At 70.6% G+C, this 16,297-nt stretch carries 12 protein-coding genes; 6 read left to right on the top strand and 6 right to left on the bottom strand.

What is annotated here, in order from left to right; translation table 11 throughout:
* Positions 1-595 precede the first annotated feature (595 nt).
* A complete protein-coding gene (locus tag VFJ94_RS05685) occupies positions 596-3,703 on the top strand; it encodes a DUF3427 domain-containing protein (protein WP_325003226.1) in 3,108 nt (1,035 codons plus the stop codon).
* A 139-nt stretch (positions 3,704-3,842) separates the two neighbouring features.
* Here VFJ94_RS05685 and VFJ94_RS05680 read toward each other — a convergent pair whose 3' ends face one another.
* The 5 genes from VFJ94_RS05680 to VFJ94_RS05660 form a co-directional block, all read right to left on the bottom strand.
* Entirely contained in the window at positions 3,843-6,746 is a 2,904-nt protein-coding gene (locus VFJ94_RS05680; protein ID WP_325003225.1) for a vitamin B12-dependent ribonucleotide reductase, read from the bottom strand.
* Between the two features lie 111 nt (positions 6,747-6,857).
* Positions 6,858-7,352, bottom strand: coding sequence for a transcriptional regulator NrdR (gene nrdR, locus VFJ94_RS05675; RefSeq protein ID WP_325003224.1), 495 nt, complete (start codon positions 7,350-7,352; stop codon positions 6,858-6,860).
* Between the two features lie 291 nt (positions 7,353-7,643).
* Positions 7,644-9,341 carry an alpha/beta hydrolase gene (locus VFJ94_RS05670; protein ID WP_325003223.1) on the bottom strand — a complete coding sequence of 566 codons (1,698 nt, stop codon included), beginning with the start codon at positions 9,339-9,341 and terminating at the stop codon, positions 7,644-7,646.
* Between the two features lie 76 nt (positions 9,342-9,417).
* Complete coding sequence (locus VFJ94_RS05665; protein ID WP_325003222.1) at positions 9,418-9,708, bottom strand: hypothetical protein; 291 nt, start codon at positions 9,706-9,708, stop codon at positions 9,418-9,420.
* Positions 9,709-9,969: 261 nt separating this feature from the next.
* Positions 9,970-10,383: a LysM peptidoglycan-binding domain-containing protein gene (locus tag VFJ94_RS05660; protein ID WP_325003221.1), complete on the bottom strand. Its 414-nt coding sequence runs from the start codon at positions 10,381-10,383 to the stop codon at positions 9,970-9,972.
* 250 nt (positions 10,384-10,633) lie between these two features.
* Between VFJ94_RS05660 and lexA the strand changes: the two genes are divergently transcribed.
* Positions 10,634-11,350, top strand: a complete 717-nt coding sequence (lexA, locus tag VFJ94_RS05655; protein WP_325003220.1) for a transcriptional repressor LexA — start codon at positions 10,634-10,636, stop codon at positions 11,348-11,350.
* Here the strand turns inward: lexA and VFJ94_RS05650 are convergent.
* Positions 11,325-12,338, bottom strand: a complete 1,014-nt coding sequence (locus VFJ94_RS05650; protein WP_325003219.1) for a LysR family transcriptional regulator — start codon at positions 12,336-12,338, stop codon at positions 11,325-11,327. The two genes, lexA and VFJ94_RS05650, sit on opposite strands and share 26 nt — an antisense overlap.
* Before the next feature lie 72 nt (positions 12,339-12,410).
* Between VFJ94_RS05650 and hisD the strand changes: the two genes are divergently transcribed.
* The 4 genes from hisD (at position 12,411) to VFJ94_RS05630 (ending at position 16,292) form a co-directional block, all read left to right on the top strand.
* On the top strand, positions 12,411-13,736 hold the full coding sequence (gene hisD / locus VFJ94_RS05645) for a histidinol dehydrogenase (RefSeq protein ID WP_325003218.1): 1,326 nt from the start codon (positions 12,411-12,413) through the stop codon (positions 13,734-13,736).
* A 127-nt stretch (positions 13,737-13,863) separates the two neighbouring features.
* On the top strand, positions 13,864-14,670 hold the full coding sequence (locus tag VFJ94_RS05640) for a transporter substrate-binding domain-containing protein (protein ID WP_325003217.1): 807 nt from the start codon (positions 13,864-13,866) through the stop codon (positions 14,668-14,670).
* 64 nt (positions 14,671-14,734) lie between these two features.
* The gene (locus tag VFJ94_RS05635; RefSeq protein WP_325003216.1) at positions 14,735-15,388 is read left to right on the top strand and encodes an amino acid ABC transporter permease; all 654 of its coding nucleotides are present in this window, start codon (positions 14,735-14,737) and stop codon (positions 15,386-15,388) included.
* The gene (locus tag VFJ94_RS05630; RefSeq protein WP_325003215.1) at positions 15,381-16,292 is read left to right on the top strand and encodes an amino acid ABC transporter ATP-binding protein; all 912 of its coding nucleotides are present in this window, start codon (positions 15,381-15,383) and stop codon (positions 16,290-16,292) included. Before VFJ94_RS05635 ends, VFJ94_RS05630 begins: the two co-directional genes overlap by 8 nt.
* The last annotated feature ends 5 nt before the right edge of the window (positions 16,293-16,297 follow it).

The following is a 16,297-nucleotide window of genomic DNA, read 5'->3' as shown; positions in this document are numbered from 1 at the left end:
ACGTCGGCTGCGACGCGTGCGTCCGTGAGCGGGATGTCCTGGGGCCGCGAGGGCAGGTCTTCAAAGGTCATGCAGACATCGTTGCCGCAAACGCGGATCCGGCCCCGAAGTTATCCCCAGCCCCCTGAAGGGCCGCGCGTGGGCCCCTCCTGCGAGGACCTCGCAGTTGATGCCCAGCCAGCGGGTCACCCCGACCTCACCACTCAGGCCTCCGGCAGTTTGTGGTGATTTGCGCCAAACGCCCGCGAACTCTTCTACTCTGCCGCCCGCTTCGACACACCCTCACTATCCGCCTCCTTCGGTGTCCCCAGTGGACCCGAGCAGGTGCGCGCCGTGGTCATGCACGAGCTGGCCCACGTTGTGGGAGCGGATCATGTCCCGGATCCGAGGCAGCTGATGTTCGCTCACAACCTCGGGCAGACCCGCTTCGGGGCAGGAGACGCCAAGGGCCTGGCGCTGCTGGGCCGGGGCGAGTGTGTGCCTGGGCTGTGAACGGCCAGGCGCCCCTCGCCCCCGGGGCGTGCGGGACAGCTGCGAAGCCTCACCACTCCCGTCCAACGCCGCCACCGTTCCCCGACTCTGGCAAGCTCGGGGCGTGATCCACGCGTCAGGGGACTTTCACGAGGGCCTCTACGAGACCCTCGTGACTGCGAAGGTGCAGCTGCGTCTCGGTGCGCAACCCCTCGTGCCCTCGATCGCGAACGTCGACGAGGCCGATCAGCCGGAGGTGCTGAGCCGACACATCCGCGAGGTCGTGCGTCGCACGCTCGACGCCGAACGGGACCCGCGGCGACGGCTCGAGATCGTCAACTCCATCATCGTGGGGTTGGGGGCCCAGGATGACGACGTCCCAGGCGCCACCCGCCAGCTGATGAGCTTGTCGCGACCTGCGGCACCGGGAGATCCGGTGCACGAGGTCGAGCGGCCGCTCACGCCGCTGTCGGACGCCGCGCTGCTGACGAACGGTCACGGCGAGCCTGGCCTCGGCCACGAGATCCGCTCGGAGATGGCCAGCGCCGCCGAAGTCGATCTGCTGTGCGCCTTTGTCAAGTGGCACGGCATACGGCTGCTGGAAGATCGCCTCCGCGACCTTCGGGACCGTGGCATTCACATTCGGGTCATCACGACGACCTACCTGGGTGCGACGGAGCGGCAGGCTCTCGACCGGCTCGTCCGCGACTTCGGCGCCCAGGTGAAGGTCCACTATGACGCCAACCGGACCCGCCTTCATGCCAAGGCGTGGATCTTCCGCCGCACTACGGGGTTCGACACGGCCTACGTCGGGTCGAGCAATCTCTCCCGCGCCGCGCTCCTGGATGGGGTGGAGTGGAACGTGCGCCTCTCTCGCGTCGCCACTCCCTCGCTGCTCGAGAAGTTCGCGGCGACCTTCGACACGTACTGGAACGACCCGTCCTTCGAGACCTACGATCCCCGCGTCGACCGAGACCGGCTGGACGACGCGCTGGCCGAGGCCTCGGGTCGCCGGGCGGGTGACCGGCTCACCCTCAGCCTCTCGGGGCTGGAAGTGCGGCCCTATCCGCACCAGTCACGGATCCTGGAGCAGCTCGAGGTCGAGCGGCTGGTGCATGGGCGGCACCGCAACCTTGTCGTCGCAGCGACGGGCACGGGCAAGACCGTCATCGCGGCGCTGGACTACCGCAGGCTGTCCGAGCAGTCCGGCGCCACTCCCCGCCTCCTCTTCGTCGCTCATCGCAAGGAGATCCTGACGCAGTCGCTGCGGACCTACCGGGAGGTCCTCGGCGATGCCAGCTTCGGCGAGCTGTATGCCGGCGGGGTGCGGCCGGAGAGATGGCAGCATGTCTTCGCGTCGGTGCAGTCCCTCACGGCATACGGCGTGGCCAATGTTTCCCCCGACTCGTTCGACGTGCTCGTCGTCGATGAGTTCCACCACGCGGAAGCGTCCACCTACCGTGCGCTCATGGAGCACCTGGCACCCGCCGAGCTCCTCGGCCTGACCGCGACGCCCGAGCGTGGGGACGGGCTGGACGTCCGGGACTTCTTCGATGGACGAACCGCCGCGGAGCTGCGCCTCTGGGATGCCCTTGGCGAGGATCTGCTCACGCCGTTCCACTACTTCGGGATCGCCGACGGCACGGACCTGCGGGCGATCGACTGGCGCGGTGGCGCCTACGACACCAAGGGCCTCTCGCGGGTCTTCACGGGCAACGACGTCCGGGCACGCATCGTGCTCGCTGCCCTGCGAGACAAGGTCGCCGATCTCCATCAGATGAAGGCGATCGGGTTCTGTGTGTCCGTAGAACACGCGGAGTACATGACCCGGGTCTTCGAGCAGGCGGGCGTGCCCTCTGCGTGCATCACCGGCCAGACCTCGTCATCGGACCGGGAGCGCGCCGTCGATGACCTCCGTGCCGGTCGGCGCAAGGTCATCTTCGCGGTCGACGTCTTCAACGAAGGCGTGGACGTGCCGGCGATCAACACCGTCCTGTTCCTCCGCCCGACCGAGAGCGCGACGGTGTTCCTCCAGCAGCTCGGCCGTGGGCTCCGGGCGCACCCAGGAAAGGCCGTGCTGACGGCGCTCGACTTCGTCGGCCATCATCGCAAGGAGTTCCGCTTCGACCGGCGCTATCGCGCGCTCACCGGGTCCACCCGCGGGCGCCTGATCCGGGATGTCGAACAGGGCTTTCCCTTCCTGCCCACCGGGTGCCAGATCATTCTCGACCGCTCGACCCAGGCCGCCGTGCTCACGCACCTGAGGACCCAGGTCTCGTCCACGCGGCGCCAGCTGGTCAGCGAGCTCAAGGCCCATCCGACGCACCACCTCGCACAGTTCCTGGTGGACTCCGGCGCGGACTTGGCAGATGTGGTGCGCGGCGACCGGTCCTGGACTGGGCTGCGCCGAGAGGCCGGCGTGCTGTCGGAGGGTTCCAGCGCGCTCGAGGCGACGCTCCTCAAGCGCGTTCGGGCGTTCGCTCACGTCGATGACCCTGATCGCGTCGCGGCCTACCGGACCTGGTTGTCGGCCGACGCGCCGTCCTACTCGGCTGCTCCGCCGGAACTTCAAGCGTTCGCGCGGATGCTGTTGTTCTCGGTGTGGCCAGATGGAGGTGGATTCGGCTCGTACGACGACGCTTTGGCTGCGCTGAGGGAGCAACGCGCCGTCACCTACGACCTGGCCTCCGTGATCGACGTGGCCATCGACAACGCTGAGAACGTGACGCATCGGTTGTCTGGCGACCTCGCACCTCGCCCGCTGCGCGTGCACGCCAGGTACACGCGCGAGGAGGCCGTGGCGGCGCTTGACTACGTCTCACTCGAAGGCCGCAAGCCCAACAGCTTCCGCGAGGGCGTGCTCTTCTCCGAGGCTGCTCGGTCGGACGCGTTCTTCGTGACGCTCAAGAAGTCTGAGGCTGACTACTCGCCGACGACCATGTACCGCGACTACGCAATCAGCCCTGACCTCTTTCACTGGGAGTCCCAGTCGGGCACGACCGTGGCCTCCGCGACGGGACAGCGATACCTGCGGCACCGGTCTCTGGGAACCCACGTCCTGCTCTTTGCCCGGGAACAGAAGGCGACTGCCTTTGGGGGCGGTGCGCCCTACGTCTTCCTCGGGGAGGGCGCCTACGTCGACCACCGTGGGGAACGGCCCATTGCCATCACCTGGAAGCTGGAGCGCCCGATGCCGACGAACCTGTTTCGCGCCGCCTCTGTCGTGGCGTGACGCGCTCGGACACAGCACCCGTGCGGTGAGTCGCAGCAGCCACACCTCCGCGATCGGCGGATCGACGCTCCGGGGCCGGGCACTGTCAGCGGCTGGGCCCGGACGTGTTCGTCCGGGCCCAGCCGCTGGTGACCACCGCTCAGCTGCAGCCGCTGGTGCTGCCGCAGCCCTCGCAGACGTAGCAGGAGCCGGCGGGACGCATCTTCGTGCCGCAGGTCATGCAGATCGGGGCATCCGCGGTGATGCCGCCGAACTGCTCGAGCAGCTCAGCCGACGAGTGCACGTCGCCGGACACCACCCGAGCCGACGCGGCGCCGGCACCGGACTTGACCTCGTTCGCGTGCTGCTCACCCTTCGGCTCGGCCTTCTTCGAGACCGGCGACTGCTGGAGCGACTCGAGCTCGTCCTCGAGGTCCTCGTCGTCTTCGGACACCACCGGCTCGTAGGACCCGGTCTCGACCTGACGGGCGCGCTCCTGCGCGGTGTGGATGCCCATGAAGGACCGCGTGTCGAAGTCGAGGTAGTCCAGGGCCAGACGCCGGAAGACGTAGTCCATGATCGACTGCGCCATGCGGATGTCCGGGTCGTCCGTGAGGCCGGCCGGCTCGAAGCGAAGGTTGGTGAACTTCTCGACGAAGGTCTCGAGCGGCACGCCGTACTGCAGGCCGATCGACACGGCGATCGAGAAGGCGTCCATGACCCCGGCCAGGGTCGAGCCCTGCTTGCCGAACTTGAGGAAGATCTCGCCGAGCTGCTCGTCGTCGTAGGTGCCCGCCGTCAGGTAGCCCTCCGCGCCGCCCACGGCGAACGACGTCGTCTGCGAGTTGCGCCGCTTGGGCAGCCGGCGGCGGACGGGCCGGTACTCGATCACCTTCTCGACCTTGACCTCCCCCGCGGCGGCATCCGCAGCAGCCTTGGCGTCCTTGGCGGTCGAGCCGCCGTCGGAAAGGGGCTGCCCGACCTTGCAGTTGTCACGGTAGACCGCGAGCGCCTTGAGGCCGAGCTTCCAGCCCTGCAGGTAGACGTCCGCGATCTCCTCGACCGTGGCGGTCTCCGGCAGGTTGACCGTCTTGCTGATCGCGCCGGAGAGGAAGGGCTGGGTCGCCGCCATCATCCGCACATGGCCCATCGGCGGGATGGCCCGAGCGCCCATGGCGGTGTCGAAGACCTCGTAGTGCTCCGGCTTGAGGCCAGGGGCGTCGATGACATGGCCCTTGTCGGCGATGTACTCGACGATGGCCTCGATCGACTCCTGCTGGTAGCCGAGCTTCTTCAGCGCGCGCGGGATCGTCAGGTTCACGATCTGCATCGAGCCGCCGCCGACGAGTTTCTTGAACTTCACGAGCGAGAAGTCCGGCTCGATGCCGGTCGTGTCGCAGTCCATCATGAAGCCGATGGTCCCGGTGGGCGCGAGCACCGAGGCCTGCGCGTTGCGGTAGCCGTGCTGCTCGCCGAGCTTGATGACGTCCTCCCACGCCTTCGTGGCGAGCTGGTGGACGTCGGAGTCCATCGCGTCGAGCGTCCTGATGTTGTCGTTGGCCGCCTGGTGCTTGCGCATGACCCGCTTGTGCGCGTCGGCGTTGCGGGCGTACCCGGCATACGGCCCGACGACGCCGGCCAGCTCGGCCGACCGCTTGTAGGCCGCGCCCGTGAGCAGCGACGTGATCGAGGCGGCGAGCGAGCGGCCGCCCTCGGAGTCATAGCCGTGGCCGGTCGCCATGAGCAGCGCGCCGAGGTTGGCGTAGCCGATGCCGAGCTGGCGGTAGTTGCGCGTCGTCTCGCCGATCGACTCGGTCGGGAAGTCCGCGAAGCAGATGGAGATGTCCATCGCCGTGATGACGAGCTCGACGACTGATCGGAACGTGACGGCGTCGAACGTGTCGTCGTCGCGCAGGAACTTCAGCAGGTTGAGCGAGGCGAGGTTGCACGAGGAGTTGTCGAGCGACATGTACTCCGAGCACGGGTTGGACGCGGTGATCCGGCCCGTCTCCGGGTTGGTGTGCCACGCGTTGATGGTGTCGTCGTACTGCAGCCCAGGGTCGGCGCACTCCCACGCGGCCTTGGCGATCTTGCCGAAGAGCTCGCGGGCGTCGACCGTCTCGATCACCGAGCCGTCAAGCCGCGACGTCAGGCCGAAGCGTCCGCCCTCCTCCACGGCGCGCATGAACTCGTCGTTGACCCGGACCGAGTTGTTGGCGTTCTGGTACTGGACCGAGACGATGTCCTTGCCGCCGAGGTCCATGTCGAAGCCGGCGTCGCGCAGCGCGCGGATCTTGTCCTCCTCGCGCGCCTTGGTCTCGACGAACTCCTCGATGTCGGGGTGGTCGATGTCGAGGACGACCATCTTGGCCGCCCGGCGGGTCGCCCCGCCGGACTTGATGGTGCCCGCGGACGCGTCGGCACCGCGCATGAACGAGACCGGGCCGGACGCCGTGCCGCCGGAGGAGAGCAGCTCCTTGGACGAGCGGATCCGCGACAGGTTGAGGCCCGCGCCGGAGCCGCCCTGGAAGATCTTCCCCTCCTCCTTGTACCAGTTGAGGATCGAGTCCATCGAGTCGTCGACGGACAGGATGAAGCACGCGGACACCTGCTGCGGCGACGAGGTGCCGACGTTGAACCACACCGGCGAGTTGAACGAGAAGACCTGGTGCAGCAGCGCGTGGGTCAGCTCGTGCTCGAAGACCTCGGCGTCCTCGGGCGTCGCGAAGTAGCCGTGGTCCCGGCCCGCCTTGCCGTAGGTGAGCACGACGCGGTCGATGAGCTGGCGCAGGCTCGTCTCGCGCTTGTCGGTGCCGAGCGCACCGCGGAAGTACTTGGTCGTCACGATGGTGCTCGCGTTGACCGACCAGAAGTCGGGGAACTCAACGCCCCGCTGCTCGAAGATGGTCTCGCCCGTCTTCCAGTTCTGCTGGACGACGTCACGCTTCTCCCACGTCACCTCGTCGTAGGGGTGCACGCCGGGTGTCGTGTAGATGCGCTCGATCGTGACGCCCTTGCGGGCCCCCGACTTGGCGCGTGAGCTGCGGTTCGCCATCTCCGTCATGTTCTGCGGCCTCCCTGACCGTCGTCCTGCTGTCGTGGTGGTGCGGGTCTCGTCGTGCTCGTCGTGCGGGTCGTGCTGGCGGTGTGTGCTCGTTGGGCGATGACCTCAGGTCTACCGGTCGGCACCGACAGTGGGTGCCGTGCCGGTCGCTCCGGGCGTCGGGTGCTCGGCGCGCAGGAGCGCGATCGCCGCCTCGAAGTCCTCGAGGCTCTCCCACGCCTGGTAGACCGAGGCAAATCGCAGGTAGGCGATCTCGTCAAGCTCGCGCAGCGGTGGCAGCACCGCCATACCCACCTCGTGCGCGTCGACCTCCGCGCTGCCCTGGGCACGGATCGTCTCCTCGACCCGCTGCGCGAGCAGGGCCAGGTCGTCCTCGGTGACCGGTCGTCCCTGGCAGGCCTTGCGGACGCCCGAGAGGACCTTGGCACGGCTGAACGGCTCGGTGGCCCCGGACCGCTTGACGACGCTGAGGCTCGAGGTCTCGAGCGTCGTGAACCGCCGGTTACACGCCGGGCACTGGCGGCGCCGACGGATCGCCGTGCCGTCGTCGGTGGTGCGCGAGTCCATGACCCGGGAGTCGGTGTGTCGGCAGAAGGGACAGTGCATGCGGCCTTTTCCTCCTCCGTCGGTCGGGCGCCCGCCACAGGGCCCGTATGCCGCCCGCCGGACTCCCCCCGCCCGGGCCCATGGGGAACGGGCTGGGGACAAGCTGGGGACGCCGTGTGGGCAAGCCGCCCGGTCTGGGGACTACATGTGGACGACTTACAGCCATGTAACTACTAGATGTAGGGGTAACTCTAGGCCCGAACCCCCCGGTCCGCAAGGCCGGACCCGCGCCGCGCGCGTCGCGCCGCTGACCTGCGAAAACGGCATACCGGACAGCCCGAGGCAGCGGGTTCAGCGCGGGGGCCTGACGAAGAGGTCCGGTCGGCGCAGGATCAGCGCCGCGAGGTTGTGCTGGCTCGTCGACCCGGGCTTGAGGTAGTCGCTGTGGCCGGTGGCGGCCGAGCCCAGGCGGACCCGCGGACCGGGCAGCAGCGCCGCGGTCGTGGCCAGCACCGTGGCCCCCGCCACCTGGCCGGGGTTGAGGGGGAACCAGCCGGAGCTGGCGACGAGGTCCCAGTCGGCGGTGAGGACGTTGAGGCTGCCGGGCTTGAGGCCGGCGGCAGCGAGGCTCGTGAAGGCTCCGTCGACTCCGGGCGAGCCGAAGAGCGCGACGTCGTCGACGCCGGTGTTGGTCCGCAGCGCATGCGCGGCCACGAGGGTGCCGTAGGAGTGGGCCAGGAGCACCGAGTGCGGGAGCACATCGCGAGCAGCGGCGAGGCCGCTGACGAAGCGCGCGAGCGGCGTCGCGGCCGCCCGCGCGACGTCGTCGCCGAGCACCGACCGGTGCGGCGAGAGGACCTCGGACTGCTGGGGTGCGTCGTAGCCGACCCAGGTGATGTATGCCGCCCGCGTTCGACCGGCTGTCGCCGGGCCCCCGGCCGCCGGCGGCCCGGCGAGCTCGTCGACCCGCTCGCCGAGCGCGGCGAAGAGGCGGTCGTAGCGAGCCAGGTCCTGCGCGCTCGTGGTGAAGCCGCCGACGAAGGTCGCGACGTGGTCCGCCGCGTCGACGTCGCCCAGCGCGACGGCCGCACGGACCGGCCCGGCCGACGCGTCGAGGAGGAGCAGCTGACGCTTGCGCCCGTCCGGCGCGTCGACGAGGTCACGCACGGCGCGCAGGTCCGCGACGCGCTCGCGCGCCCTGCGGCGGAGGGCGGTGAACGCCGCGGCCACGACGAGCGCCCCCTGCGTGGTGGCCGCCGCGGCGAGCGGCGCGTCCAGGGCCTCCGCCTGCCGCAGCTGCTCTGCAGCGAGGCGCTCGGCGTCGCGGAGGAGGGCCCGGTTGGCGGCGTCGCGATCGGCTGCCGGTATGCCGTCGAGGCTACCGACCCACGAGGGGCGCTCCCGCACGACCGTCGCCTGCTGCTCACGGGAGAGCGACCGCCACCAGGCTGAGGCCGCGAAGGGCGCAGCGTCATCGCTGCTCGGCGCGAGCGGCGGGGCGGGGACGGCACCGCCCGTGGGTCCGGGGACGCAGGCACCGGTCTCGAGCGCCCGGCGCAGGTCCGAGGCGAGTGCGACGTCGGCTGTGGCGCCGGCCAGGCGGGCGCGTTCCAGGAGGCAGGTCACCTCCCAGCGCGCCCGCTCCTCCTCACGCGACCGGACGATCTCGAGCACGGGGTCGGCATGGGGCACGCGAGGCGGCAGGACGAGCCGCCCATCGGGGCTGAGCCAGCCGCCCACCTGCTCGGCCACCCGGTCGGCCCGCACCAGGATGTCGCGCACCGCGTCGAAGGACGTCGCCGCCTGCTGCAGCGCCGTGGACGACGCGGCGAGGTCGAGACACAGGGCCCGCACGGACTCGAGCCGTCGCGTGCTCGCGGCGGCCGCGGCGGCCGCCGCATGCCCTGTCCAGGCGCTGCCGCTCACCCGCGCCGCGAGCAGCCGGCGGGTCACCTCGGTGAGGATCTGCCGATCCCGCTCCAGGTCGGCCGCCGCGGCCCGCAGCACGTCGGTGCGCACGCGTCGCAGCTGCTCGATCGAGAGTGTCATCCGGACCAGTCCCCGCCGGTGGCCGGAGGCGACCAGCCCGCCTTCCCGGCCGGGCCGCTCGCCTTCCTGCAGCGGCTCATCCGAAGCGGCTGAGGGCGCTCACCGTGCCGCCCTCGACGTGTCGGTAGGCCGCCGCCGCGGCGGCGAGGAGGTCCGCGTCGGAGCCGAGCACCCGGGCCAGGCCGACCTCCCGGACCCGCCAGCGGGAGGCAAGCTCGGGCAGGGCGCCGGCCGTCAGCCCGCCGGGCAGAGCGGGTGCGGCACCTTCGAGGGCGGCGCCGATGCGCAGCGCGACCGCGACGTGCAGCGCCGCGGCGACCTCCCCGGCGGCACGCTCGAGCACCTCTGGGTCGATGCTGAAGAGCACGGGCACACCTGCCTTGTCCGCGGGGGTTGAGTCCACGATCACCCGGTCACGCGACGCGAAGCGAGCCGCGGGCAACCTGCGGTGGACAAGCCGACGGCTCTCGCGTGCGCTGTGGACGCTGACCCGCCGCCTTCGGAGGTGGGCCTCCCAGGACGAGCGCCGCCCCCCGCGGACGGGGAGCGGCGCTCGGGTGGGCGGACGGGGTCGAGGCGCCCGCCCACCAGCCGCGAAAGCCGGGGCCACCGCGGCGGCTTGGTGGTCCTAGGAGCGCGGGATGCGCAGGGTCTGCCCGGCGTGCACCTCGGACGTCGGCAGCTCGTTGAGCAGTCTGAGCTGCACGACGCCGTCGGCCACGGGCAGCTCCGGCAGCTCACGCGCGGCGATCTGCGACAGCGTGTCACCGGCCTCGACGGTCACCGCGCGGCTGTGCCCGGAGGCGGACGCGAAGGACCCGGCCACGGTGACCGCCAGGAGCCCGAGCGCGGCGGCCACGAGCAGCGCCAGCAGCAGCCGGGCGAACCGCGTGGGCCGCAGCGCGGGGCGGGCCTCGCGGGCGGCGCGCACCGCCGATGCACCGGTGGGCACCAGGACGAGACGCGGGCGCGCCGGGGCGGCCGGACGCGGGCGCGGGCCGCGGCCGGGCTCGAGCGGAAGCGCGCTGAGGACTGCACTCATCGTTTCCTCCAGGGGGTCCCGAGATCAGCGATCTCGCTGGCGGCGCGCGCCGAACGTGTGTTCGACGCGGTGCCTTGACACTGTCTAGCACAGGCGTTCGAGAAAGTCGAGACACGCGTCGAACTGGTGTTTGGCAACCGTGTTCGAGGTCCGTAGGCTGGTGTCACACCACAGACCTCACCAGCCACCACCGACACTGCCCGTCCGGCGGCGTCGCGGCGGCCCGGCGAGCCGGACGAAGGGGACCCCCATGGCTGATGTGACCGAGCTGCCGGAGCGGGACAAGGGCGACGGCCTGACCGTGCGCCAGCGTCGGGTGCTCGAGGTCATCCGCAACTCCGTCGACCGACGGGGCTACCCGCCGAGCATGCGCGAGATCGGCGAGGCCGTGGGCCTTGCCAGCCCCTCGAGCGTGGCCCACCAGCTCACGGCCCTCGAGCGCAAGGGCTACCTGCGCCGAGACCCCAACCGCCCGCGTGCCCTCGAGGTCGTCTCCCCCGACGCCGGCACGCCGGGCTACCGCGCCACGAAGGCCGTCGCCGCCCCCGACGCGGCGCACGACGACGTGACCGGCTCCGGCGACACACGGCCGGAGGCCTCCTACGTGCCGGTCCTCGGCCGGATCGCCGCCGGCGTGCCGATCATGGCGGAGGAGGTGATCGAGGACGTCTTCCCGCTGCCGAAGCAGATCGTCGGCGAGGGCCAGCTCTTCCTGCTCAAGGTCGTCGGCGACTCGATGGTCGACGCGGCCATCTGCGACGGCGACTGGGTCGTCGTGCGCCAGCAGCCGACCGCCGACAACGGCGACATCGTCGCTGCCCTGCTCGACAACGAGGCGACGGTCAAGACGTTCAAGCGCCGGGACGGGCACGTGTGGCTCCTGCCGCACAACCCCGACTTCGAGCCCATCGACGGCGACGCCGCGACGATCCTCGGCAAGGTCACGGCGGTCCTCCGCCGGGTCTGAGCGGCCCCCCGGAGGACTGGGCGGGAGCCGCGCCCGGCCCCTCCGCCGGGGAGGGGATCCGCCAGGAGTCGTCGAGCCGGGCGCGGAAGGTGTTGAGGATGGCCGCCTCCGCCATCCTGGCGAAGCGCAACGTCGCAGGAGACAGGTAGGCGTTGCGCCGGGTGACGAGCGCGATGGTGTCATAGAGCGGCGGGTCGAAGGAGAACGAGCGCACGTTCGCCGGAAAGCTCGCGGACATCGTCAGGGCCCGCGCGAAGACCGAGCTGCCAGCGCCCGCCGCGACGAGCTGGACCGCGGTCTCCGCCAGCTCGACCTCGATCGTCGCGTCGAGCTCGACGCCGAGCCGCAGCGCCCGCTCCTGCAGCTGCCGCCTCGTCGGGTCGAGCCACCCGGCATACGCGTCGTAGAGCACGAGGGGCTGCCCGGCCAGCTCCTCGACCGCCACCGGGCCCGCGTCGGCGGGTCGCGTCGCGGACGCGAGGACGACCTCGTCGCGCGCCAACGGCTTGACCGTCAGGCCCTCGACGTCCACCGGGAGGACGACGAGGCCGGCTTCGATCACGCCCTCGCGCACCGAGGCCGCCACGAACCCCGAGTGCAGACCCACCATCCTGATCCGCACCCCGGGGTATCGGTGGTGGAAGCGCACGGCCAGGTCGGACAGGTCGTAGTAGGCGGCATACCGCAGCACGCCGAACGTCGACACGCCACCTTGCAGCGACGACAGGAACCGCACCGACTCGGTCCCCGCCTCCACGGCGCCCAGCGCCGTCCGGGCGTGCGGAAGCAGCTCCTCGGCCGCCGGGGTGAGGACCAGCCCCGCGCGGTGGCGCACGAAGAGCAGCGCGTTGAGCGACTCCTCGAGACGCCCCACATGCTCAGACACCGTGGCCTGGCTGGTGCTGAGCCTCCGGCCGGCCGCGGTGAACGAGCGCGCCTCCGCGGCCGCCACGAAGGCCTTCAGCTGGGCGAGCGTCACTCCTTCCATAGGCGAACCCTATCGATGGCACAGGACGCACCGGGTTCCACCCGGCGCCCGGGATCCCTACTGTCCTGCACCATGGACCTCGACCCCACGCGCGCCGCCCATGTCCCGGGCGCCTACCTCCTGCTCAAGAGCCCGGCCATCGGCGGGGTGCCGGCCCAGCGCCTGCCCGAGGTGAGCCAGACCGTGTCGGAGATGCTCACGACCATCGAGCGCAAGGGCCTCGACGCCGTCCTCGACTACTCTCGTCGGCTCGACGGCTGGGGCGGCGGCCCCATCGAGCTCACCCCCCACGCCCTCGGCCATACCGGCGACCTGCTCGACGCGGAGCTGCGGGCCTCCCTCGAGGCGGGAGCGGACCGCACCCGCCGGTTCGCAGAGCTGCAGCGGGAGGGGCTCACCGGCGGCGAGGCGGAGATCGTGCCCGGCGTCGTGGCGGGATACCACTACGTGCCTGTGGGCCACGTCGGCGCCTACCTGCCGGCCGGGCGCTTCCCCATCCTCGCCAGCGCCTTCATGACCGTCGGCGTCGCGAAGGCCGCCGGCGTCCCCACCGTGACCGCGTGCACCCCGCCCGAGTCGCCAGAGCGGGGCAACCCCGCCGTGCTGTATGCCGCCCACCTCGCGGGCGTCGACCGGGCCTTCGTCCTCGGCGGGGTCCAGGCGTTGGCCGCGATGGCCTTCGGGCTCCTCGACGGGCAGCCCGTCGACATGCTCGTCGGCGCCGGCAACGCCTACGTCACCGAGGCCAAGCGGCAGCTCTTCGGCGTCGTCGGCATCGACCTGCTCGCCGGGCCCTCCGAGGTCGCCGTCATCGCCGACGACACCGCGGACGCGGAGATGGTGGCCGCCGACCTGCTGGCCCAGGCCGAGCACGGGCCTCAGTCCCCGGCCGCCCTCGTCACGACCTCGCGGGCCCTGGCCGAGGGCGTCATCGAGGAGGTCGACCGTCAGCTCGGGACGCTGTCCACCCGGGAGATCGCCGGCGCCGCCTGGCGCGACTACGGCCGGGTCTACTGGGTCGAGAGCCCCGAGACGGCGGTTGCCGTGATGGACATCCTCGCCCCGGAGCACCTCGAGGTGATCACCGAGGACGACGAGTGGTATCTCAAGCACTTGACCAACTACGGCTCCCTCTTCCTCGGTCCGTGGTCGACGGTCGCCTACTCCGACAAGGGCATCACCGGCACCAACCACGTGCTCCCCACCGGCGGCGTGGCCCGGTCGTCCGCGGGCCTGTCGGTCTCGCGCTTCCTGCGGCCGCTGACCTACCAGCGGGTGACCGAGGCGGCCACCCCGTACCTCGCGCCACACGTCGAGCGCATCTCGTCCTTCGAGGGAATGGCCGCGCACGGGGCGAGCGCCACCCTCCGCTCACGCCGATTCGGCGTCTCCCACTGAATGCCGTTGACGCTCAAGCACTCTCACTGAAGCCCTGGGCGCTCCGCGTGAGCTCAAGGCGGATCCCAGGTCTCTCCCCGGCGAGATCAGTCGCCACGTCGCCACCCACCCAACCAGGAAGGCCCTCATGAACATCACCCGCCGCGCCGTCGTCGGCGCCGCCGTCCCCGCCCTGCTCCTCACCCTGGGGCTGTCCGCCTGCGGGAAGTCCGACACCGGGTCCGGCTCCGGCTCCGGCGGAGAGGGCACCAAGACCCTCAAGATCGCCACGTCCAACGACGCGCCCTTCTCCTACAAGGACCCGCAGGGCAACCTCACCGGGATCGACGGGGAGATGATCAACTGGATCGCCAAGAAGAAGGGGTGGAAGCTCGAGGTCTACACCACCGACTTCGCCACCCTCATCCCCTCCATCGGGACGAAGAAGGCCGACGTCGTGGTCGACGCCATGTACATCACCGACGAGCGGAAGAAGAAGGTCAACTTCACGGACGTCTGGTACACCCAGGGCGAGGGCATGGTGGTCCCGGGGTCGTCGACCCTGGCCAAGCGGGATGACGCCAAGGGCAAGGTCATCGGCGCGCAGACCGGGACGGCCTTCATCGAGCTCGCCAAGAGCCTCGACCCCAAGGAGATCAAGTACTTCAACTCCCAGGCGGAGCTGCTCAAGGCGGTCGAGAACAACCAGGTCGACGTCGCCTTCACCGATGCCGCCGTCGTGGCCTGGTCCCTCAAGCAGAAGCCGAACCCGAAGCTGAAGATCGTCACCCCCTACACGCCGTACTTCCCCGGCCTGATCGGCGCCGCGGTCCGCAAGGAGGACTCGCAGCTGCTCGCGGACCTCAACGCCGGCCTCAAGGAGCTCAAGGCCTCCCCCGACTACAAGGCCATCCTCGAGAAGTACGGCCTGACCGAGGCCAACGCCGCCAAGTGACCATGCGGTCGGGTGGCGCCAGCCGCGCCACCCGACCGTGGCCAGCGACCACGAAGGAGCCGCGGTGGAGTTCATCGACAGCGTCCTGAAGTACTTCCCCGACCTCCTGCGCGCCTCACCAGTGGTGGTCCAGCTCGCCTTCGGCGCGATGGCCCTCGCGCTCGGACTCGGTCTGGTGCTCGCGCTCATGCGGATCTCCACCAGCCGGGCGCTGCGGGCGGCGTCCGTGACGTTCGTGGAGATCATCCGCGGCACCCCCCTGCTCGTGCAGCTCGTCTACATCTACTTCGTGCTGCCCGCGGCCGGCATCGACATCAACCCGCTGCCGGCGGGCATCCTCGGGCTGGGCATCAACTACGCGGCATACCTCTCCGAGGTCTTCCGCAGCGCGATCCTCTCCGTCGAGCACGGGCAGACCGAGGCGGCGCTCTCCCTGGGCTACACGCCGTCGCGGACGCTGTGGCGGATCGTCCTGCCGCAGTCCTTCGTCGTGTCGCTCGGCCCCATCGGCAACTACTTCATCGCGATGATCAAGGACACGGCGCTGACCTCGGTCATCGCCGTGACGGAGATCCTCAAGACCGCCAACAACATCAACAGCCAGACCTTCGACACGACCGCCGTCTACACCGCTGCCGCCACGCTCTACCTCCTGATCAGCCTGCCGCTGGCCCGGGTCGTCGTGGTGATGGAGAGAAGGGCTCGCATCCATGAGTGACGCACCCCGCAGTGACGCACCCAGCAGGGCACCCGCGCCGGACGGCGCGGACTCGGTCGTCGTGTCGGTCCGCGACGTCCACAAGACCTTCCGCGTCGAGCGCAAGCCCGGGTGGTGGGGGCGGCTGCGCGGCCGGACCACCGAGGTGACGACCGTGGAGGTGCTGCGCGGGGTGGATCTGGACGTGCACCGGGGCGAGGTCGTGGTCATCCTCGGGTCCTCCGGCTCGGGCAAGTCCACGCTGCTGCGGTGCATGAACAAGCTCGAGGCCATCGACGCCGGCCGGATCCTCGTCAACGGCCACCTCGTCGGCTACGAGGAGCGCGGCGGGCGTCTCGTCCCGGAGAAGGCGAAGGAGACGGCGGCGAAGCGCACCGACCTCGGCTTCGTCTTCCAGCACTTCAACCTCTTCCTCAACAAGACGGCTCTGGGCAACGTCATGGCGCCCCTGAGGGACGTCAAGCGCCTGCCGGCCGACCAGGCCAGGCGCATCGCCGAGGAGCACCTGGCGCTCGTCGGCCTCGCCGACAAGGCGGGCAACTACCCCTCCAGGCTCTCCGGTGGCCAGAAACAGCGCGTCGCCATCGCCCGGGCCCTGGCAATGAGCCCCTCGGTGATGCTCTTCGACGAGCCGACGTCGGCGCTCGACCCGGAGCTCGTCGGGGAGGTCCTCACGGTGATCAAGACCATCGCGGAGCGCGGCACGACCATGGTCGTCGTGACCCACGAGATGGGCTTCGCGCGCGAGATCGCGGACCGGATCGTCATCATGGACGAGGGTCGGATCGTCGAGTCCGGCCACCCGGAGACCATCTTCACGACGCCGAGGCACCCGCGCACCAAGGCCCTGCTCAAGCGGTCGGGCGTCGTCGCGCCGACGTCCGACTCCGGCCCGGTCGAGTAGCCAGC

The organism is Intrasporangium sp. (assembly GCF_035688975.1).
GTDB lineage: Bacteria > Actinomycetota > Actinomycetes > Actinomycetales > Dermatophilaceae > CALMNV01.
Note: the sequence above shows the minus strand (reverse complement) of the source record. Positions and strands in the feature narration are given on the sequence as shown.